The sequence below is a fragment of the Kitasatospora sp. NPDC090308 genome (assembly GCF_044769485.1).
Taxonomy (GTDB): domain Bacteria; phylum Actinomycetota; class Actinomycetes; order Streptomycetales; family Streptomycetaceae; genus Kitasatospora; species Kitasatospora fiedleri.
The window spans coordinates 859211-880207 of record NZ_JBIVXY010000001.1 but is presented as its reverse complement, the minus strand read 5'-3'; the positions used below and the strand labels follow the sequence as shown (position 1 = coordinate 880207).

The 20997-nt window shown below is 71.2% G+C and carries 17 protein-coding genes, 2 tRNA genes and 1 riboswitch; of the genes, 14 read left to right on the top strand and 5 right to left on the bottom strand.

The genetic code is table 11. The features are described from left to right. Positions 1-357 precede the first annotated feature (357 nt). From ngcE to ACIQVD_RS03800, 3 genes are all read left to right on the top strand, one after another. Positions 358-1755, top strand: coding sequence for an N-acetylglucosamine/diacetylchitobiose ABC transporter substrate-binding protein (gene ngcE / locus ACIQVD_RS03810; protein ID WP_400686447.1), 1398 nt, complete (start codon positions 358-360; stop codon positions 1753-1755). Between the two features lie 127 nt (positions 1756-1882). Next, positions 1883-2815, top strand: a complete 933-nt coding sequence (locus ACIQVD_RS03805) for a carbohydrate ABC transporter permease (RefSeq protein WP_100836155.1) — start codon at positions 1883-1885, stop codon at positions 2813-2815. 10 nt (positions 2816-2825) lie between these two features. Then, positions 2826-3779 (top strand): carbohydrate ABC transporter permease, encoded by a 954-nt coding sequence (locus tag ACIQVD_RS03800; protein WP_400686450.1) that lies wholly within the window; start codon positions 2826-2828, stop codon positions 3777-3779. 110 nt (positions 3780-3889) lie between these two features. Here the strand turns inward: ACIQVD_RS03800 and pepN are convergent, their stop codons facing one another. After that, positions 3890-6541: an aminopeptidase N gene (gene pepN / locus ACIQVD_RS03795; RefSeq protein WP_402285771.1), complete on the bottom strand. Its 2652-nt coding sequence runs from the start codon at positions 6539-6541 to the stop codon at positions 3890-3892. A 183-nt stretch (positions 6542-6724) separates the two neighbouring features. Here pepN and ACIQVD_RS03790 point away from each other — a divergent pair, with 183 nt between their 5' ends. After that, positions 6725-7360: a disulfide bond formation protein DsbA gene (locus ACIQVD_RS03790; RefSeq protein ID WP_400686454.1), complete on the top strand. Its 636-nt coding sequence runs from the start codon at positions 6725-6727 to the stop codon at positions 7358-7360. Positions 7361-7393: 33 nt separating this feature from the next. Here the strand turns inward: ACIQVD_RS03790 and ACIQVD_RS03785 are convergent, their stop codons facing one another. Beyond that, positions 7394-8803: an amino acid permease gene (locus ACIQVD_RS03785; protein WP_402285768.1), complete on the bottom strand. Its 1410-nt coding sequence runs from the start codon at positions 8801-8803 to the stop codon at positions 7394-7396. Positions 8804-9079: 276 nt separating this feature from the next. Here ACIQVD_RS03785 and ACIQVD_RS03780 point away from each other — a divergent pair, with 276 nt between their 5' ends. The 5 genes from ACIQVD_RS03780 to ACIQVD_RS03760 all read left to right on the top strand — a co-directional run bounded on the left by ACIQVD_RS03780 (position 9080) and on the right by ACIQVD_RS03760 (position 13815). After that, the gene (locus ACIQVD_RS03780; protein ID WP_400686458.1) at positions 9080-9676 is read left to right on the top strand and encodes a biotin transporter BioY; all 597 of its coding nucleotides are present in this window, start codon (positions 9080-9082) and stop codon (positions 9674-9676) included. Positions 9677-9747: 71 nt separating this feature from the next. Next, entirely contained in the window at positions 9748-10233 is a 486-nt protein-coding gene (locus ACIQVD_RS03775) for a ribose-5-phosphate isomerase (protein WP_400686460.1), read from the top strand. Positions 10234-10484: 251 nt separating this feature from the next. Next, positions 10485-11687, top strand: a complete 1203-nt coding sequence (locus ACIQVD_RS03770) for a PP2C family protein-serine/threonine phosphatase (RefSeq protein WP_400686462.1) — start codon at positions 10485-10487, stop codon at positions 11685-11687. Between the two features lie 394 nt (positions 11688-12081). Next, a complete protein-coding gene (locus ACIQVD_RS03765) occupies positions 12082-12276 on the top strand; it encodes a hypothetical protein (RefSeq protein WP_100836148.1) in 195 nt (64 codons plus the stop codon). A gap of 371 nt (positions 12277-12647) precedes the next feature. Then, positions 12648-12799: riboswitch (cyclic di-AMP (ydaO/yuaA leader) on the top strand. Between the two features lie 5 nt (positions 12800-12804). Then, a complete protein-coding gene (locus tag ACIQVD_RS03760; RefSeq protein ID WP_402285763.1) occupies positions 12805-13815 on the top strand; it encodes a peptidoglycan DD-metalloendopeptidase family protein in 1011 nt (336 codons plus the stop codon). Between the two features lie 144 nt (positions 13816-13959). On the opposite strand, the gene ACIQVD_RS03755 is transcribed toward ACIQVD_RS03760, so the two are convergent. After that, a tRNA-Gly gene (locus ACIQVD_RS03755) sits at positions 13960-14033 on the bottom strand. Between the two features lie 160 nt (positions 14034-14193). Here ACIQVD_RS03755 and ACIQVD_RS03750 point away from each other — a divergent pair. The 5 genes from ACIQVD_RS03750 (at position 14194) to clpX (ending at position 19045) form a co-directional block, all read left to right on the top strand. After that, positions 14194-14267, top strand: a tRNA-Pro gene (locus tag ACIQVD_RS03750). 241 nt (positions 14268-14508) lie between these two features. Further along, a complete protein-coding gene (gene tig, locus ACIQVD_RS03745) occupies positions 14509-15909 on the top strand; it encodes a trigger factor (RefSeq protein ID WP_400686467.1) in 1401 nt (466 codons plus the stop codon). Between the two features lie 234 nt (positions 15910-16143). After that, entirely contained in the window at positions 16144-16773 is a 630-nt protein-coding gene (locus tag ACIQVD_RS03740) for an ATP-dependent Clp protease proteolytic subunit (RefSeq protein ID WP_282206501.1), read from the top strand. A 44-nt stretch (positions 16774-16817) separates the two neighbouring features. Further along, positions 16818-17480, top strand: a complete 663-nt coding sequence (locus ACIQVD_RS03735) for an ATP-dependent Clp protease proteolytic subunit (RefSeq protein ID WP_100836145.1) — start codon at positions 16818-16820, stop codon at positions 17478-17480. 278 nt (positions 17481-17758) lie between these two features. Continuing rightward, positions 17759-19045, top strand: a complete 1287-nt coding sequence (gene clpX, locus ACIQVD_RS03730; RefSeq protein ID WP_014135752.1) for an ATP-dependent Clp protease ATP-binding subunit ClpX — start codon at positions 17759-17761, stop codon at positions 19043-19045. 137 nt (positions 19046-19182) lie between these two features. Here clpX and ACIQVD_RS03725 read toward each other — a convergent pair whose 3' ends face one another. Together ACIQVD_RS03725 and ACIQVD_RS03720 are read right to left on the bottom strand one after the other, a co-directional pair. After that, positions 19183-19995, bottom strand: coding sequence for a hypothetical protein (locus ACIQVD_RS03725; protein WP_400686470.1), 813 nt, complete (start codon positions 19993-19995; stop codon positions 19183-19185). A gap of 48 nt (positions 19996-20043) precedes the next feature. Then, positions 20044-20994, bottom strand: coding sequence for a hypothetical protein (locus ACIQVD_RS03720; RefSeq protein WP_402285758.1), 951 nt, complete (start codon positions 20992-20994; stop codon positions 20044-20046). Positions 20995-20997 lie beyond the last annotated feature (3 nt).

Below are 20997 nucleotides of genomic sequence, written 5' to 3'. Positions count from 1 at the left end.
GCAGCCGACGCGCAGCTTCGCGCATCACAGTTAGAGCACTGTGATGCGCAGAGCTGCGCGTTTCTATGTTCTTTCGAGCAACAACGCGCTAGATTCCCCTTCATGCCTGGCGCGGACACGTAATTCGCAGGGTTCCTGCACATTGCACATGCTGCATCGCGAACAACGGTTCAGTCGTCAGGTTTGTTATCCGACCTGCTGACTATTGCCGCTGGGTGAACAGTGGACTATACCTTTGCAGCATCATCACACCGCCTCTGACCGGCACCTTCGCCGCTGGGCACCTTTCGGGCCGCGGGAGTTGACGTGACGTCAGCTCCGGTCCACTTCTTCTGGAACTGAGGGGTTAGGGCACTCATGGGCTCTGCAACTGAGTACAACCGTCGCGACCTGTTCAAGCGCGCGGCCGCGATCACCGTCCTCGCCGCGGGCGGCACCTCGCTGCTCGCCGCCTGCGCCGGCGGTTCCGGCAGCGGTGACAGCAAGTCCAGCGCCGCTCCGACGCTCGGCGGCGACAGCAAGAACCCGTTCGGGGTCAAGGACAGCGACCCGCTGGACGTCGTGATCTTCAAGGGCGGCTACGGCGACGACTACGCCAAGGTGTTCGAGGACGCCTACAAGAAGGCGTACGCGGGCGCGACCGTCTCGCACCTGGGCACCCAGGAGATCAGCGGCAAGCTGCAGCCGCGCTTCAACGCCAACACCCCGCCGGACGTCTTCGACAACTCCGGCGCCCAGGCGATGAAGGCGGACGTCCTGGTCAGCGCCGGCCAGCTCACCGACCTGTCGGTGCTGCTGGAGGCCCCGTACCTGGACGACCCGACGAAGAAGATCAAGGACGTCCTGCTGCCCGGCACCGTCGAGCAGGGCACCATCGACGGCAAGATGTACTCGCTGAACTACGTCTACACCGTGTTCGGCCTCTGGTACTCGGCCAAGCTCTTCAAGGACAAGGGCTGGACCCCGCCGAAGACCTGGGACGAGTTCATCACCCTCTGCGGCACCATCAAGGCCGCCGGCATCGCCCCGTTCGCGCACCAGGGCAAGTACCCCTACTACGCGAACTACGTGATCTTCAGCCTGATCGCCAAGCAGGGCGGCCTGGACCTGGTCAAGAAGATCAACGCCTGTGACACGGCGGCCTGGGACGACCCGGCGGTGCTGGCCGGCGTCAGCGCGTTCAACAAGATCATGGAGGGCGACTTCCTCCTCCCCGGCACCAACGGCATGACCCACACCGAGTCGCAGACCGCCTGGTGCCAGGGCAAGGCCGCCTTCATCCCGTCCGGCTCCTGGCTGGAGAACGAGATGCTGGCCTCCACCCCGGCCGACTTCGACATGGCCTTCCTGCCGATCCCCTCGCTGCCCGGCGACAAGCTGCCCGGCACCGCGCTCTGGGCCGGCGCCGGCGAGCCGTTCATGGTCCCGAGCAAGGCCAAGAACAAGGCCGGCGGCCTCGAGTTCCTGCGCATGATGCTGACCAAGGACGGCTCCTCGAAGTTCGTGGCCACCGCGAACTCGCTGACCGTGCTGAAGGACGGCGTCAACCCCGACGTCGCCCTCAAGCCGGGCACCAAGTCCTCCGCCGACGCGGTCAAGGCGGCCGGCGACGTCACCTTCAACTTCAGCTTCCAGGACCTGCAGACCGCGTTCGACACCGAGATCGAGAACGCCACCAACGAGCTGGTCAACAAGCGCATCACCCCGCAGGAGTGGGTCGCCCGCGGCAAGGCCGCGACCTCCAAGAAGATCTGACACCCCAGCAGGCCGACGGCTTGTCACCGCAAGGCCGGGGCCCGCTCGCGGGCCCCGGCCGTTCCACGCGCTACCGCAGTTCCAGGCCTGTCTGACCACAGGCTGTCGGCGGACAGGAGCAGCTCCCATGCGACACCGTAAAACACCCTTCATCTTCGGGTTCCTCGTGGTTCCCGTCGTGCTGTACATCGCCCTGGTCATCTGGCCCTACCTGCAGACCTTCGGCTACTCGCTGACCGACTGGTCCGGCGCCTCGCCCGACATGAACTTCATCGGGCTGGACAACTACACCGCGCTCTTCAAGGACAGCGCCTTCCTCGGCGCGCTCCAGCACAACCTGCTGCTGCTGATCGTGCTGCCGATCACCACCATCCTGCTGGCGCTGTTCTTCGCCTTCATGCTCAACGTGGGCGGCAAGAGCGGCACCGGCGGCGTGCAGGGCGTGCGCGGCTCGGCCTTCTACAAGATCGTCTTCTTCTTCCCGCAGGTGCTGTCGGTCGCCATCCTGTCGGTGCTGTTCCAGGGCGTGTACCGGACCGACAAGGGCGGTCTGCTCAACGGCGTCCTGATCGGGCTCGGCATCGTCGACAAGGCCCACCCCTGGGACTTCGCGTCCAACCCGACCTTCGGCCTGTGGTGCGTCATGGGCGTGCTGATCTGGTCCGGCGTCGGCTTCTACCTGGTGCTGTTCTCGGCCGCCATGCAGAGCATCCCGAAGGACATCTACGAGGCCGCCCTGCTGGACGGCGCCAAGCGCGGCACCACCTTCTTCAAGATCACGCTGCCGCTGCTCTGGGAGAGCATCCAGACCGCCTGGGTCTACCTGGCGATCGCCGCCATGGACGCCTTCGCCCTGGTCTCCACCATGACGCCCGGCGCCTACTACGGCGGTGGCCCGGACCACCACAGCGAGATCATGGCGACCTTGCTGATGCGCAACTTCCTGATCTTCGGCAAGGCCGGTTACGCCTGTGCCATGGGTGTGGTGATCTTCTTCATCACCCTGGTCCTGTCCGTCGTCTCGCTCCGGGTCACCCGGCGCGAGAAGATCGAGTTCTGAGGTTCCCGGCATGAGCACCAACACCGACGCGACCACCGCCGTCCCGGCCCAGCGCAGCGGCGGGAACGACCGGCCGGGCAAGCCCGGCAAGGACCAGCGCTTCGCCGACGGCGGGGGAGTCCTCAACGTCTTCTCGCACGGCTTCCTGGCCCTGTGGGCGGTGCTGATCATCGTCCCGCTGCTCTGGATCGTCCTCGGCTCGTTCAAGAACAACACCGAGATCGGCGACAGCGCCTGGAGCTGGCCCTCGCACTGGAGCCTCGACGCCTTCACCCGCGCCTGGGACAAGGGCATCGGCGACTTCTTCCTCAGCACCGTGATCGTGCTGGCGGGCTCGCTCACCCTGACCATGCTGCTCGGCTCGATGGCCGCCTACGTGCTGGCCCGGTACGAGTTCCGCGGCAACCGGACCATCTACTACTTCTTCGTCGCCGGCGCGATGTTCCCGGTGTACCTGGCGCTCGTCCCGCTGTTCTTCATGGTGAAGAACCTCGGCACGGTCATCCCCTGGCTCGGCCTGAACCAGTACGTCGGCCTGATCCTGGTCTACACGGCCTACTCGCTGCCGTTCACCGTGTTCTTCCTGCACTCGTTCTTCCGGTCGCTGCCCAGCGCCGTCCACGAGGCCGCGATGATCGACGGCTGCTCGCACAGCCGGGCGTTCTTCCAGGTCATGGTGCCGATGGCGAAGTCCGGCCTGATCAGCGTGTTCATCTTCAACGTGCTCGGCCAGTGGAACCAGTACCTGCTGCCGCTGACCCTGATGCAGCAGCAGAGCGGCACCGACCCGGACCGCTCGATGCTCGCCCAGGGCCTGATGAACCTGGCCCAGCAGTCCGGCTACGCCAGCGACTTCCCCGGCCTGTTCGCCGGCATGACGATCGCGATGCTGCCGGTGCTGGTGGTGTACCTGTCCTTCCAGCGCCAGGTCCAGGCCGGTCTGACCTCGGCCACCCTGAAGTAGCCGCACCCGCCGCACCACCCTCGCACGTGGGGCGGCTCCCTCTCCAGAGGAGGGAGCCGCCCCACTCCGCGTCACCGGCCCGTACGACCGGCCCGTACGACCGGCCCGCGCTACCGGGCGTCGCACTCCTGGGCCCGCAGCGCCCGGGCCAGGTCGTCCCGGCACTCCAGCACCAGCCGGCGCAGCGCCGGGGCGGCGTCCGGGTGGGCGGACAGCCAGGCGTCGGTGGCCGCCAGGGTCCGCGGGGTGGTCTGGTGCCGGGGGAAGAAGCCGCCGACGATCCGCATCGCGATCTCGATCGAGCGCTCCGCCCAGACCGACTCCAGCGCGGCGAAGTACCGCTCGGCGTAGGGAGCCGTCAACTCCCGCTGCCCGGGCTGGTCGAAGCCCGCGATCCGGGCCTCGACCAGGGCGTTGGGCAGCTCGTCGGAGTCGACCACCGAGGACCAGGCCTCGGCCTTGGCCTCCGGGGTGGGCAGCGCGGCCAGGCACTGGGTCTGCCGGCGGCGGCCGCCGGCCGTGTTGTCGCGGGCCAGTTCGGCGGCCAGCTCCTCGGCGGAGGCCCGCCCGTGCGCGGCGAGCGCCAGCCAGAAGTTCCAGCGCAGCTCCTGGTCGACCGTCAGGCCGTCGATCCGGTCGGTCCCGTCGAGCAGGCCGCGCAGCAGCCGCAGGTGGTCGGCGCGCTCGGCGGTGTCGGCCAGGAACCGGGCCCAGGCCAGCTGGTGGTCGCTGCCGGGGGCGGCCCGCTCCAGCTCGCGCAGCGCGCACTCGGCCAGCGCGGTGCCGTACTCGGCGCGGCGGGCCGGGTCGGCGTACACCGCCAGCGCGACGCCGGCCTGCTGGTGCAGGGACTGCAGGACGCCGACGTCGGACTCCCGGCCGGCGAAGCGCAGCACCAGGTCGAGGTAGTCCCGGGTGGGCATCAGGCCGTCCCGGGTCAGGTTCCACACCGCGGACCAGGCCAGCGCCCGGGCCAGGCTGGGCGCGTCCGCGTCCGCGCCGGGGCCGTCGGCCGGGGTGTCGGCGAGGTCGCCGAGGCCGGTGCGCAGGGTCTCCAGCGAGCGCTCGTCGAAGCGGACCTTGCCGTACGTCAGGTCGTCGTCGTTGACCAGCACCAGCGCGGGCACCGGACGCCCGGCGGCCGCGGCGACCACGGTCCGCTCCCCGGCCACGTCCAGCTCGTAGCGGTCGGTGCGGCGCAGCGCGCCGTCCTCGGCCCGGTCGTACAGGCCGACCGCGATCCGGTGCGGGCGCGGCGGCGTGCCGTCCTGGCGGATCGCCAGCTCGGTGATCCGGCCCTCGGCGTCGTGCGCCAGCTCGGGGGTCAGGGTGTTGACGCCGGAGGTCTGCAGCCAGGCGGCGGACCAGGCGCGCAGGTCGCGGCCGCTGGTCTCCTCCAGGGCGTCCAGCAGGTCGTCCAGCACGGTGTTGCCGAAGGCGTGCTTCCTGAAGTAGGTGCGGGCGCCCTCGAAGAAGGCGTCCCGGCCGACGTAGGCGACCAGCTGCTTGAGGACGGCGGCGCCCTTGGCGTAGGTGATGCCGTCGAAGTTGAGCTTGGCGTCCTCCAGGTCGCGGATGTCCGCGGTGATCGGGTGGGTGGTGGGGAACTGGTCCTGCCGGTAGGCCCACGCCTTGCGGCGGTTGGCGAAGGTGATCCAGGCGGAGCGGTACTTCGTGCCGGCGCCGATCTGCGCGTAGGAGCCCATGAAGTCGGCGAACGACTCCTTCAGCCACAGGTCGTCCCACCACTTCATGGTGACCAGGTCGCCGAACCACATGTGCGCCATCTCGTGCAGGATCACGTTGGCCCGGGACTCGTACGCGGCCTCGGTGACCTTCGAGCGGAAGACGAACTCCTCGCGGAAGGTCACGCAGCCGGGGTTCTCCATCGCGCCGATGTTGTACTCGGGGACGAAGCACTGGTCGTACTTGCCGAACGGGTACGGGTAGTCGAACTCCTGGTGGAAGAAGTCCAGGCCCTGCTTGGTGACGGTGAGGATCTCGTCGGCGTCGAAGTACGGGGCCAGCGAGCGCCGGCAGGTGGCGGCCAGCGGGATCTCCAGCCGGCCGCCGTCCGGCAGTTCGCGGGTGTAGTGGTCGCGCACCACGTGGTACGGGCCGGCCACCACGGCGGTCAGGTAGGTGGAGATCGGCTGGGTCGGCGCGAACTCCCAGGTGCGGGCGGCGCCCTCGTCGACGATCTGCCCTCCTCGCCCGCCCCCGGGCAGGAGGGGCCTGGTCGCGCTGACGCGCTCGGCCACCGCGTTGGCGTACACGTCCCAGGCGGCGGGGGCGGTCACCGTGAAGGTGAACGGGGCCTTCAGGTCCGGCTGTTCGAAGTTGGCGAAGACCCGGCGGGCGTCGGCCGGCTCGTAGTGGGTGTACAGGTAGGTCTCGCCGTCCGCGGGGTCGACGAAGCGGTGCAGCCCCTCGCCGGTGCGGCTGTACGCGCACTCGGCGACCACGGTCAGCCGGTTGTGCGCGGCCAGCACCGGCAGCGCCACCCGGGTGCCGTCGAACACCTCGGCCGGGTCCAGCGGCAGGCCGTTCAGCTCGACCGAGACCACCTCGGGGGCCAGCAGGTCGGCGAAGCTGCTCGTGCCCGGCTCGGCGCAGTCGAACGAGATCCGGGTGGTGGAACGGAAGGTGGGCCGGCCGGGGTCGGCCGCCGCGCTGACGTCCAGGTGGACGCGGTAGCTCTCCACCCGGATGATCGCGGCCCGGTCTCGGGCCTCCTCGCGGCTCAGGTTCTTGCCGGGCACGTCGGTACTCCTCTGTACGGAACACGCGGTCGCGGAACGTTCATGGCGCTCCTTCGGGGGCATCCTTTCACGCCGTCCGACCTGTGCCATTGCACTGGCGCGGAATCATCGCGGGCGCCCGGCGGTTGCATTCCGGGGGACACCCCGACCACTCCTGCCCGCCGACTCCGAAGGACGCCGTCCGTGACGACCGCAGCCTCCCGCAAGACCGCCGACTTCTGGTTCGACCCGATCTGCCCCTGGGCCTGGATGACCTCCCGCTGGATGCTGGAGGTCGAGAAGCTCCGCCCGGTGGACACCCGTTGGCACGTGATGAGCCTGTCCGTCCTCAACGAGAACCGGGACGACCTGCCCGAGCAGTACCGCGCGCTGCTGGCCGCCGGCTGGGGCCCGGTCCGGGTCCTGATCGCCGCCGCCCAGGCGCACGGCGACAAGGTGCTCGGCCCGCTCTACACCGAGCTCGGCACCCGCTTCCACAACCAGGGCCTGCCCAACACCCGGGAGACCGTCGTCGCCGCGCTGCGCGCCGCCGACCTGCCCGAGGAACTGGCCGACGCCGCCGACACCGACGCGTACGACGACGCGCTGCGCGCCTCGCACGCCGAGGGCATCGGCCTGGTCGGCGAGGACGTCGGCACCCCGGTGATCGCCGTCGACGGCCCGGACGGCGACCGGGTCGCCTTCTTCGGCCCGGTCGTCACCCCCACCCCGCGCGGCGAGGCCGCCGCCCGGCTCTGGGACGGCACGGTCCTGGTCGCCTCCACCCCCGGCTTCTACGAGATCAAGCGCACCCGCACCGCGGGCCCGTCCTTCGAGTAGGCCCCGCAGAGCGGAGTCGGACCCCGCGTCCCGTCAGGGGCGCGGGGTCCGCGCCGTCCGGGCCCCCCGGCCGCGCAGCGCGCCCGCCGCCGCCAGCACCAGCGTCAGCCCGGCCGTGAAGTAGAGCTGCACGCGGTTGGCGGAGTCCAGCGTCATCAGCACCAGCACCGCCAGGATCGCGGCCAGCGCCAGGTACGTCAGGTACGGGAACGCCCACATCCGGACCGGGAGTTCGGCCGCCGACAGGTGGCGGCGCATCCGCAGCTGGGCGACGCAGATGAACGCCCAGACCACCAGGACCGCCGCGCCCACCATGTTCAGCAGCCAGGAGAAGACGGTCTCCGGCCACCAGTAGGACAGCAGCACCGCGAGGAAGCCGAACGCGCAGGAGGCCAGCACCGCCCGGCGCGGCACGCCGCCGGAGAGCCGGGACAGCGCGCGCGGGCCGTGGCCGCGGGCGATCAGCGAGTGCGCCATCCGGGACGAGCCGTAGATGTTGGCGTTCATCGCGGACAGCAGCGCGATCAGCACCACCGCGTTCATCAGCTGGGCCGCGCCGGGGATGCCCAGCACGTCCAGCACCGCGACGTACGGGCCGGGCCGCACCACCGCCTGGTCGTCCCACGGCACCAGCGTGACGATCACCGCCATCGAGCCGACGTAGAACAGCGCGATCCGCCACATCGCGGTGCGCACCGCGATCGCCACGCTGCGCCGCGGGTCCTCGGACTCGGCGGCGGCGATGGTGACGGTCTCCAGCCCGCCGTACGCGAAGACCGAGGCGAGCAGACCGGTGATCAGGCCGCTCGTCCCGTGCGGGAGGAAGCCGCCGTGGCCGGTGAGGTTGGCCGCCCCCGGGGCGGCGGTGCCGGGCAGCAGGCCGCAGACCGCCAGCACGCCGATCACCAGGAAGGCGGTGATGGCCAGCACCTTGACCGCGGCGAACCAGAACTCGAACTCGCCGAAGTTGCGCACCGCCGCCAGGTTGGTCAGGCAGAAGAAGGCCATGAAGACCGCCACCCAGGCCCAGGACGGCACGGCGGGCAGCCAGCCGGAGACGATGCCGGCCGCGCCGATCGCCTCCACCGCGACACCGACGCACAGCAGCACCCAGAACAGCCAGCCGACGGTGAACCCGGCCCAGCCGCCGATCTCCCGGTCCGCGTGCACCGAGAAGGAGCCGGAGGCCGGGCGGGCGGCGGACATCTCGCCGAGCATCCGCATCACCAGCATGACCAGCAGCCCGGAGGCGGCGAAGGCCAGCACCACGGCCGGACCGGCCGCGGCGATCCCGGCGCCCGAGCCGACGAACAGCCCGGCGCCGATCACCCCGCCGAGCGCGATCATCGACAGGTGGCGCTGCTTGAGCCCGTGGGCCAGGCCCGCGTCCTCGGCGGCCGGCTCCCGGGCGGGCACGGTCTCGGGGGTGGGGGTGCGGGACATGCGGAGGGTTCCAGACTGTTCGGTTAGCGGACGCTTTCGCGGGGGTCCGTCCACTATTCGGCATCCGGCGGGGGCCTCCCAGGCGGGACCGCCATCCGGACGGCCGCCCGACGGACGGTGACCGCACCCGCACCCACGGTGCGGATGAGGGCTCGGTCACAGGCCGGACCCGACAAGCCGGGGCGGTCGGCTTTTGTCGCGGCCGACGCGGCGGCGGGCGCCGGGCAGCGCGTAGGTTCACAGGTGATCACCCGCATCGGACCCCCGGGAGCAGCCATGGCCATCGCCGCGCCGACACCCTCCACCGCCGTCCTCGCCGACCTGCTGCCGCAGGCGTCCACCCGGCTCGGTGCGCGCGCCCGCGACCTGGCCCTGGTGGCCGGCGGCGCCGCGCTGACCGGCCTGGCCGCGCAGCTGTCGGTGCCCGTCCCCGGCTCGCCGGTGCCGGTGACCGGGCAGACCTTCGCCGCCCTGCTGGTCGGCACCGCGCTCGGCGCCCGCCGCGGCGCCGCCGCCCTCGGCCTCTACCTGCTGGCCGGCGCGGCCGGCCTGCCGTGGTTCGCCCAGGGCACCTCCGGCGCGGGCCTGGCCACCCTCGGCTACGTGATCGGCTTCGTGGTCGCCGCCGCGCTGACCGGCGCGCTGGCCCGCCGCGGCGCCGACCGCGGCCCGCTGCGCACCGCGGGCGCGATGGTGCTCGGCAGCCTGGCCATCTACGCCGTCGGCGTGCCCTACCTGGCCTTCGCCCTGGACGTCCCGCTGTCCGAGGCCGCCCACCTCGGTCTGTACCCGTACCTGGTCGGCGACGCGCTCAAGGTGGTGCTCGCGATGGGCGCCCTCCCGCTCACCTGGAAACTGCTCGGCCGCCGCTGACGCCGCGTCACCGCCGCCGGGTCCGCGCCCCTGCCGGGGAGCGGACCCGGCGGCATGTCACACTCGTGGTCATGCGCGTCTACCTGGGCTCCGACCACGCCGGATACGAACTGAAGAACCACCTCGTCGAGTGGCTGAAGGGGGCCGGGCACGAGCCGGTCGACTGCGGCCCGCACGTCTACGACGCCGAGGACGACTACCCGCCGTTCTGCCTCCGGGCGGCCGAGCGCACCGCCGCCGACCCCGAGGCGCTGGGCGTGGTGATCGGCGGCTCCGGCAACGGCGAGGCGATCGCCGCCAACAAGGTCAAGGGCGTCCGGGCCGCCCTCGCCTGGAGCGAGCAGACCGCGGCCCTCGGCCGCGAGCACAACAACGCCAACGTCATCTCGGTCGGCGGCCGGATGCACACCCTGGACGAGGCCACCAAGTTCGTCGAGGTCTTCCTCAACACCCCGTACAGCGGCGAGGCGCGGCACACCCGCCGGATCGACATGCTGTCCGAGTACGAGACCACCGGCGAGCTCCCGCCGATCCCGGCCCACCACCCGCAGGGCTGAGCCGACGGGGGACGCCCGCCCGGGCGTCCCCCGCCGCACCCCGCACCGCAGCAAGCACGGCTCGGGCGCACCGCGCCCAACTCGCGGACGTCCGGCCCCGGTTCGGCCGCTCCGCCGGTCCGCCCGCGGAGGACCCCCGCCCCCGGACACGTCCCGGGCGGCCGAAACCCGCCGGGCCCGCCGCCCCGCGTTGCACCCGGTGCCACCCGCCCCGTCGACGCGGGCACCGGCGGTGGATAAGGTCGGTCCCCATGGCCGGCAGCGCGCGTCCCAGTGCGACGGGCCGGGACGGCGGACCGTCCCGCGAACCCGTGACGGCCCGGCTGCGCACGGCGCTGTACCGGGCCCGGCGCAGGCTGCGCCGCACCGGGGTCGACTACTTCCGCGGCGACGGCGCCGACTGGTGGGCGTTCGCCGCGCTCGCCCTGGCCGTCCCGCTGCTGGTGCTGCTCAACATCCTCGTCCCGGACTGGGCGCCGCCCACCGCCCTGGTCCTGCCGGTGCTGGCCGGCGCGCTGCTGCTGCGCCCCGGCACCCTGGTGCTGCTGTACGCCGCCGCGGCCGCCGGGCTGATCACCGAGTCCCTGGTGCACACCGGCGAGCGGGTGGCCAGCCGGCAGCCCGAGGCGTACGCCCACGGCGTCACCCCGGGCGCCGCCCTGGTGGTCGGCGCGGTCGGCGTCGCCGGACTGCTGGTCGCCCAGTTCCGCCGCCGGATCGGCGTGCCCTGGCGCGGCGGCTCCACCATGCTCTTCGACCTGCGCGAACGGATCCGGGTCCAGGGCCGCGTCCCGCAGCTGCCCGACGGCTGGCACACCGACACCGCGCTCCGCCCGGCCGGCGGCCAGTCCTTCTCCGGCGACTTCATGGTCGCCGCCCGCACCGGCCCGGTGCTCGAAGTCGTCCTCGCCGACGTCTCCGGCAAGGGCATGGACGCCGGCAGCCGCGCCCTGCTGCTCTCCGGCGCCTTCGGCGGGCTGCTCGGCTCGCTGCCCGCCCACGACTTCCTGCCCGCCGCCAACGGCTACCTGCTGCGCCAGGACTGGGAGGAGGGCTTCGCCACCGCCGTCCACCTGGTCCTCGACCTGGACACCGGCGAGTACGAACTCCTCTCCGCCGGGCACCTGCCCGGCATGCACCGGCTGGCCGGGGCCGGCCACTGGGAGGTCAAGGAGGCCGAGGGCCCGCTGCTCGGCGTCTACGACGGCGCCAAGTTCGAGGGCGCGCGCGGTACTTTGGGCCCCGGCGACGTGCTGATGCTCTGCACCGACGGCATGGTGGAGATCCCCGGCCGGGACTTGGGCGAGGGCATGGACCGGCTGATGGGCGAGGCCGACCGGCTGGTCGCCACCATCCCGGCGGCCGGGCGCCCCGGGGCCGCGGTCCGGCTGATCGACAGCGTGGCCAAGCACGTCAACGACGACCGGGCGGTGCTGCTGGTCTGGCGCCGCTGACCCCGCCGGGCGCGGACGCGGCGGGCGCGGTGAGCACGGAGCGCCCACGGAGTGTCAAACCCCGACGTTGATCTTCGGCCAATTCCCCTGGCATACCCGGCCGGTGGGCACCGACCCGGTCTGCCTGCCGGTTTGCCGCGGCAGCTGCCGCGAACCGCCTCCCGCCGACGCCCCGTCAGGACCCGTCCGCTATCGTCGCGGTCGGCGAAAATCAGTCCCACCACCCGGGTTGGGGCCCCCGGTGACGGGGCAAGTCCTTTACGCAGTCCGCACGAGCGACCACACTGAGTCCGGATGGAGTGGTGGGGACACGGGGGGCAGGGGCCGGTTTCCGCCTGGAGCCGTCGCCGGTTCCGACCTGAACCCCCGCCATGAATCGAGGAAGTGAGTCCCGGTGGCCTTCTCCGTCTCCGCCCTTGTCCTGTTCGGCGTCATCGTCTTCATCTTCATCCGCAACAAGCAGTTGAAGGGCGGACACGCCATCATCGCCGCGCTGTTCGGATTCATGCTCAGCCAGTCGACCATGGCCGGGCCGATCCAGCAGTTCCTCAACTCGATCTCCAAGGCCATCTCCGGCATCGCGGGCTGACCACCCCGTCCGGCCTCGGGGAGCACGTTCCGACGGGCGGGGGCACCCCCGTTCCGGACCGCACCGCTGCCCGCGGGTGACCAGGCTCACCCGACCCGTCACGCCAGGTCAGCGCCCAGGTGCACGCAGTGGCCGACGTCGCCCGCTGTGTGCGGTTCGTGGGCGCACCGTCATGATCCCGTACGCGCACCGCAGCCCGTCGTCGGCGGAGCGTGACCTGGCGTACCGTCAGCCCCCTCCCGATCACGGGAACGGGGCTCTTCGGCGCTTGCCAGCTCCGCGAGCCGTGGGTTTTGCTTCCTCCGCAGCCCGGACATCGGCCGGGCTGGCCATCGAGCGGAACGCCTAGTCCTGCCGCCGTTCGGTGCCGACCAGACACCACGCCACGGCAGGAGCGGGGGAACCACAGGTAGTACGCCGGGCCCGGAACGCACGGGACGGCTCGGGGTGAAGCCGCGGAGACGCGGCCGGGCAACTCTCGCCCGAACCCGACAGCTCACCTCGTAGGCGTCGGAGAGGAACAGCTTCATGTCCGTCCAGGGCAAGCACCGCAAGCCGCGCCTGACCACCATCGCCCGCATCGCCATCGCCGCCGGCGTGGTGGGTGCCGCGGTCGGCCTCCCGGTCTCCGCCGCCTCCGCGCACGGCACCGCCGACCACCAGGACGGCGGCCGCCAGTGGGCCAACGTCTCGGTCGACGCCACCCCCGTCGCCGACACCACCGGCCACCCCGCCGGTGACGCCGCCGCGCAGACCTACAAGGTCGCCGCCGGCGACACCCTCTCGAAGATCGCCACCGCGAAGAACGTGGACGGCGGCTGGGAGAAGCTCTACCAGGACAACCGCTCGGTCATCGGCGGCAACCCGAACCTGATCTACCCCGGCCAGCAGCTGAGCGTCAACGGCCAGGCCGCCCCGGCGACTTCGGCCACCACCTCCTCGGACGCCGCGGCCACCGCCGCCGCCCCGAAGGCGCAGGCCAAGACCGAGGCCCCGGCCAAGGCGAAGGCCGAGACCCCGGCTCCGGCCCCGGCCAAGGTCGAGGCCAAGACCGAGAAGTCGTCCTCGGCGAAGTCGTCGACCGCCACCGCCTCCACCGGTTCGAGCAGCGCCGGCTCCGCCGCGAGCTCCTCCTCCGGCTACGTCGCCCCCGCGCCGGGCAGCGTCACCACCGGTTACAAGGTGGCGGGCTCCAGCTGGTCCAGCGGCTACCACACCGGCATCGACTTCCCGGTCTCCACCGGCACCAGCCTGAAGGCGATCGCCAACGGCACCGTGGTCTCGGCCGGCAACGGCGGCGCCTACGGCAACCAGGTCGTCATCAAGCTCGCCGACGGCAAGTACGCCCAGTACGCGCACCTCTCCTCGATCTCCGTCTCGGCCGGCCAGTCCGTGACGGCGGGGCAGCAGATCGGCCTGTCCGGCGCCACCGGCAACGTCACCGGCCCGCACCTGCACTTCGAGATCCGCACCACCCCGGACTACGGCTCCGACATCGACCCGGTCGCCTACCTGGCGGCCCACGGCGTCAACGTCTGATCCCCGGCACCACCCCCCGGAGGCCCCGCGCGACCCACCGCGCGGGGCCTCCGGGCCGTCCGCGGGGCGGGAGCGCGGGGCCGGTGCGCCGGAGGGGGAACGGCGACGGCCCCGACCGCTGGGCGGTCGGGGCCGTCGGCCTCGTGGAGCGGGTGACGAGAATCGAACTCGCGTGACCAGTTTGGAAGACTGGGGCTCTACCATTGAGCTACACCCGCAGGGAAGCGCCCTCCGCCACCGTGCGGTGGTGAGGACTGGCCCAGCGTACCTGGTCGGGTCGGTGGATTGCACACTCCTTCCCGTTGTCGGCTCGTCCCCGGCTCGTCGATATCGCCCCGGTCGGGGGCGGGTCGACGTGTACTCTTCTGCTCGGCACCACGGGGTGTGGCGCAGGTTGGTAGCGCGTCCGCTTTGGGAGCGGAAGGCCGTCGGTTCGAATCCGGTCACCCCGACCGCGTGCGGCAGGGTCTCGTCGGCGGGCGGGGCCCTGTTGTCGTTGCGGCCCCGTCGTCGTCGCGCCCCGCCGCCGTGGTTCCGCCGCCGTGGTTCCGGGCCCCCCGGGCTCCCGGCCCCCGGTGCCGGGCACAGCCGCTTTCGTGGTACCGGTAGGATGGATCGCTGGCGGTAGTACGGACAGCAATGCAGCCCCAACCGCCTATCGCCCTGACCGCAAGCCCCCTAGGAGACCCAACCGTGAAGAGCGCCGTCGAGACTCTGAACCCCACCCGGGTTCGACTCACCGTCGAGGTGCCCTTCGAGGAGCTCAAGCCCAGCCTCGACGCGGCGTACAAGAAGATCAACCAGCAGGTCACCGTTCCGGGCTTCCGCAAGGGCAAGATCCCGAACAAGGTGATCGACCAGCGCTTCGGTCGTGGCGCGGTGCTGGAGGAGGCCGTCAACGACGCGCTTCCGCGCTTCTACACGCAGGCCGTCGACGAGGGCCAGATCGACGTTCTGGGCCAGCCCGACATCACCGAGATCGAGGGTGTCGAGAACCTGGCGGACGGCGGGGACCTCAAGTTCACCGCCGAGGTCGACGTGCGCCCCGAGGTCACCCTGCCCGAGTTCTCCGAGATCGCCGTCGTGGTCGACCCGATCGAGGTCGGCGACGAGGACGTCGAGAAGTCGCTGGAGCAGCTGCGCGAGCGCTTCGCCTCCGTCAAGGACGTCGAGCGCGCCGCCGGCGAGAACGACATCGTGGTGATCGACCTGGAGGCCAAGGTCGACGGTGAGGTGCCGGAGGACGGCACCGCCACCGGCGTGAGCTACGAGATCGGCTCCGGCCGCCTGCTGGACGGCATCGACGAGGCCGTGATCGGCCTGTCCGCCGGTGAGTCCAAGACCTTCACCACCACCCTCAAGGGCGGCACCCAGGTCGGCAAGGACTCCGAGGTCACCGTCACCGTGACCGCCGTCCAGGAGAAGGAACTCCCGGCCCTGGACGACGAGTTCGCCCAGCTGGCGAGCGAGTTCGACACCCTCGAGGAGCTCCGCGCCGACTCCGTCAAGCGCCTCGAGCGGATGAAGGAGTTCGACCAGGCCACCCAGGCCCAGGAGAAGGTCCTCGACGAGCTGCTCTCGCGGGTCGAGATGGACTACCCCGAGAAGCTGCTCGCGGACGAGATCGGCACCCGCAAGCACAACCTGGAGCACCACCAGCTGGAGCCGATGGGCCTGACCCTCGACACCTACCTCGCCTCCCAGGACAAGTCCCGCGAGGACTACGAGAAGGAGACCGAGGAGCAGGCGAAGAAGGGCATCAAGACCCAGTTCGTGCTGGACCAGATCGTCAAGAACGAGGAGCTGGGCGTCAACCAGGAGGAGCTCACCGAGCACCTCATCCGCCGCGCCGCCGGCTCCGGCCTCACCCCGGACCAGTTCGCCCAGCAGGTCGTCCAGGGCGGCCAGGTGCAGCTGCTGGTCGGCGAGGTCGCCCGCGGCAAGGCGCTGGCCCTGGTGGTCGAGGCCGCCAAGGTGACCGACACCAACGGCGAGACCGTCTCCTTCGAGGACGAGGAGGAGGAGACCACCGAGGCCGCCGAGTCCACCGAGGCCGCCGCGGAGGAGACCTCCGAGGAGTCCGCCGGGGCCTGAGCCCCGTGACCGTCGGCCACCGACGGTGAAGTCGCACCGGGGACGGGCCCGGACGCCGCACGGCGTCCGGGCCCGTTCGCGTGCCCCGCGCGTTCGGCCCGCTCACCCTGCGCTCACAGCGAACAGTTCTGCGTGGGGGATTCAGCGGCGGGGCCTGCGCGTTAGGGTCGGTGGACAGCGACACACACGCAGATCGACTGAGCAGGTGGCTAAGTGACGTTCCCGCAGATGCAGATGCCTGGCCCGATGGCACCGCACGCCGCCGGCGGCGACGTGGGTGGCGGCCTGGGCGACCAGGTCTACAACCGGCTGCTCAACGAGCGCATCATCTTCCTCGGCCAGCAGGTCGACGACGACATCGCCAACAAGATCACCGCCCAGCTGCTGCTGCTCGCGGCGGACCCCGAGAAGGACATCTACCTCTACATCAACTCCCCGGGTGGATCCATCTCGGCCGGCATGGCGATCTACGACACCATGCAGTACATCAAGAACGACGTGGTCACCATCGCGATGGGCATGGCGGCGTCGATGGGCCAGTTCCTGCTGACCGCGGGCGCCAAGGGCAAGCGCTTCTCGCTGCCGAACGCCAACATCCTGATGCACCAGCCCTCCGCGGGCCTCGGCGGCTCCGCCACCGACATCCGGATCCAGGCCGAGCAGCTGCTGCGCACCAAGAAGCGGATGTCGGAGCTGATCGCCTTCCACAGCGGCCAGTCCTTCGAGCAGATCACCCTGGACTCCGACCGCGACCGCTGGTTCACGCCGGAGGAGGCCAAGGCGTACGGCCTGATCGACGAGATCATGCACAGCGCCGCGGACGTCCCGGGCGGCGGCGGCACCGGCGCCGGCCTGGCCGGCTGACCGGCATCGGAACCCTGACCGCACGCTTCGGAGGACCAGAAACCATGAACATCCCCAGCCTGTCCGGTGCCAAGGCCCGCCTGGAGGACATGCGCGCCGAGGGCCGCTACATCGTCCCGCGGTTCGTCGAGCGCACCTCGCAGGGCATCCGCGAGTACGACCCGTACGCCAAGCTGTTCGAGGAGCGCATCATCTTCCTCGGCTCGCAGGTGGACGACGTCTCGGCGAACGACATCATGGCGCAGCTGATCTGCCTGGAGTCGATGGACCCGGACCGGGACATCTCGCTCTACATCAACTCGCCCGGCGGCTCGTTCACCGCGCTGACCGCGATCTACGACACCATGCAGTTCGTGAAGCCGGACATCCAGACGGTCTGCATGGGCCAGGCGGCCTCGGCCGCCGCGGTGATCCTGGCCGCCGGCACCCCCGGCAAGCGCCTCGCGCTGCCGAACGCCCGCATCCTGATCCACCAGCCGTACACCGAGACCGGCCGCGGCCAGGTGTCCGACCTGGAGATCCAGGCCAAGGAGATCTTCCGGATGCGCGAGCAGCTGGAGAACATGCTGGCCAAGCACTCCAGCAAGGACGTCGAGCAGGTCCGCGAGGACATCGAGCGCGACAAGATCCTCACCGCCGAGGAGTCGCTGGAGTACGGGCTGATCGACCAGATCGTCTCGACCCGGAAGAACTCGTACACCGACTGACCTTCCCGCCCCGGGGCGGTGCGTACGTGACGTACGCCCCGCCCCGGGGCGTTCCGGTCCCGGCGTCCGTCCCGCACAATGGCAGTCGGGACATGCGCCCGCGACGGCATCTGTTCGGTATCAATTCGCCCAGGGCGTAGGGCAGACCGGTCGAAGTCGGCGGAAACGACGGCTCGGCAGAGTACCGTCGGATACCAGACCGACCGCCGACGGCGCAGCCGGTCTCACAGCACCAGGCCCCGACCCCCGCGGGGCCCCTGGCGAAGGGGAAGCACCTCGTGGCACGCATCGGAGACGGTGGCGACCTGCTCAAGTGCTCGTTCTGCGGCAAGTCGCAGAAGCAGGTGAAGAAGCTGATCGCCGGGCCAGGCGTGTACATCTGCGACGAGTGCATCGACCTGTGCAACGAGATCATCGAGGAGGAGCTCGCCGAGAGCTCCGAGGTGCGCTTCGAGGAACTGCCGAAGCCCCGCGAGATCTACGAGTTCCTGGACCAGTACGTGGTCGGGCAGGACCTCGCCAAGAAGGCGCTGTCGGTCGCGGTCTACAACCACTACAAGCGGGTCCAGGCCGGCGAGGCCGGGCGTTCCGGCTCCGGCCGGGACGACGCGATCGAGCTGGCCAAGTCCAACATCCTGCTGCTGGGCCCGACCGGCTCCGGCAAGACGCTGCTGGCGCAGACCCTGGCCCGGATGCTGAACGTGCCGTTCGCGATCGCGGACGCCACGGCGCTGACCGAGGCCGGCTACGTCGGCGAGGACGTCGAGAACATCCTGCTGAAGCTGATCCAGGCGGCCGACTACGACGTCAAGAAGGCCGAGACCGGGATCATCTACATCGACGAGATCGACAAGGTCGCCCGCAAGAGCGAGAACCCGTCGATCACCCGGGACGTCTCCGGCGAGGGCGTGCAGCAGGCGCTGCTGAAGATCCTGGAGGGCACCACCGCCTCGGTGCCGCCGCAGGGCGGGCGCAAGCACCCGCACCAGGAGTTCATCCAGATCGACACCACCAACGTGCTGTTCATCGTGGGCGGCGCGTTCGCGGGCCTGGAGCGGATCATCGAGGGCCGGGCCGGTGCCAAGGGCATCGGCTTCGGCGCCACCATCCGCTCCAAGCGCGAGGTGGACTCGGCGGACCACTTCCGCCAGGTGATGCCGGAGGACCTGGTGAAGTTCGGGATGATCCCCGAGTTCATCGGCCGCCTGCCCGTCATCACCAGCGTGCACAACCTGGACCGCGAGGCGCTGCTGCAGATCCTCACCGAGCCGAAGAACGCGCTGGTGAAGCAGTACCGCAAGCTGTTCGAACTGGACGGCGTGGAGCTGGAGTTCACCCGGGACGCGCTGGAGGCGATCGCCGACCAGGCGATCCTGCGCGGCACCGGCGCGCGCGGTCTGCGGGCCATCATGGAGGAGGTGCTGATGTCCGTGATGTACGAGGTCCCGTCCCGGCAGGACGTCGCCCGCGTGGTGGTCACCGGGGACGTCGTCTCCAAGCACGCCATCCCGACCCTGGTCCCGCGCGACATGATCAAGCGCGAGCGCCGGGAGAAGAGCGCCTGAGTCCGGGGCGTCGTCGCCCGGCCCGACACGGAAGGGCCCCGCACCGGTGAACCGGTGCGGGGCCCTTCCGTTGGTCCAACCGCCTTGCGGCGCGGGCCGCTCGCCGGCCCGGAGGTCCACTTCCGGGGCCCGGAGGGCTACTTGGCGACCTCGGAGACCTGGCGCAGCTCGCGGGTGTCGGCGGCGACCTTGTCGAGGTCGACACCGTCGGCCTGCTCCATCACCAGCACCACGGCGGAGTAGTCGGCCCAGACGCAGACCGCGAGGTCGGGGGTGTCGCCGCTGGTGACGAGGCCGCAGGACATCGAGCCGCCGAGCGGACCGGCGTCCACCGACTTCTTCTGGGTGACGGTGTCACCCTCCTTCTCCATGTCCTTGAACTGCTGGTCGACCTGGTAGGACGGCCGGGTCACCTTGCCGTAGCCGCCGGCCGCGATCAGCACCCGGCTGCCGTCCTCCGAGCCGTAGACGGCGGCGACCGTCTCGTCCGGCTGGAGCGAGTCGGGGTCGGAGGCCGAGTCCTGCTTCATCTGCTCGGCCATCTGCTGGGCGGTGTCCGCGCCGGCCTCGCTGCTCATGCCCTGGAAGGTCGGGGGCATGACGACCTTGTACTTGCCGGACTTCGAGACGGTGTCGTAGGCGAGGTAGCCGACCACGCCGGCGCCGGCCAGGATCACCGCGGACACGATGGAGAGCGTGACCCACAGGCCCTTGCGGGACTTCTTCGGCGGGGCCGGGTAGCCGGGCGGGAAGCCGCCGGGGGCGCCGGCCGGGTAGCCCTGCTGGGGCAGCGGGGCGCCGCCCCAGGACTGCTGCTGCGGCGGCTGCTGCTGACCGGGGTAGCCGTATCCGGGCTGCGGGGCAGGCGCGCCCTGCGGGGGTATCGGGGCACCGGGGGGCTGCGGCGGCCCGAAGCCGGGCTGCGGCGGGCCGAACTGGTTGTCGGACACGGCTGGGGCTCCGTTCACACGTGGAGGTGGTGCTGGTGGGGTCGGGTCCTACTTGGCGACGGTGGAGGCGTCCCGGAGCTGGCGGGCCAGCGCGGCGACCTGGTCGACGGTCAGCTGCTTGCCCTTGGGGTCGAGGCTGTTGGTCGTCACCGAGCCGATCGTGGAGTGGGTGGCGAACACGCACACCGGCACGCTCGGGGCGGCGGCGGAGGCGCCGCCCTCGGCGCCGATGGTGCCGCAGCGCAGCCGGCTGCCGGAGTCCTTCGGGTCCTTGGCGTCGACGTCGGACAGCTTCTGCTTCCAGACGGCCTTGCCGCCGTCCGTCGAACTGTCGGAGTCGTCCGAGCTGTTCATCGCCTCGTCCAGCTTGGCGACCAGGGCGTCGATCGCCTTGTCCGGGTCCTTGACGGTGCCCCAGCTGCCGCCGAAGCTGGCCAGGTCGGTGGTGTTCTTCTGGTAGGTGACGCTGAGCGAGCCCTCGAAGGTGCCGACGGCCTCCAGGCCCTTCAACTCGCCCTTCTCGTTGGACGACTTCTTGGTGTAGCCCGCCACGCTGTCCTGCACCACGAGCTTGTACTTGCCCGCGGTGTCCGAGCCGGAGCCGCCCTTCAGCCCCCACCACAGGCCGCCGCCGACCACGGCCACGCCGAGCACGACCACCAGGGCGATGATCCCGCCCCTGCCCTTCTTGGCCGGCGCGGGCGGCGGCGGGTACCCGCCGTAGCCGGGCTGCTGCGGGGGCGCGCCCCACTGCTGCGGGGGCTGCGGCGGCTGGCCGTAGCCGGCCTGCGGGGCCGGGGGCTGCTGCGGGTAGCCGTAGCCGGGGGGCTGCTGCGGGGGCGCGCCGTACGCGGGCGGTTGGGGCTCGCCGTACGCGGGCGGCTGGGGGGCGCCGTAGGCCGGCGGCTGACCGTAGCCGGGCTGCGGAGGGGGAGCGCCGTACGGCTGCTGCGGCTGCCCCTGCGGATACTGCTGCGGTCCCTGCCCCTGGCCGTACATCGT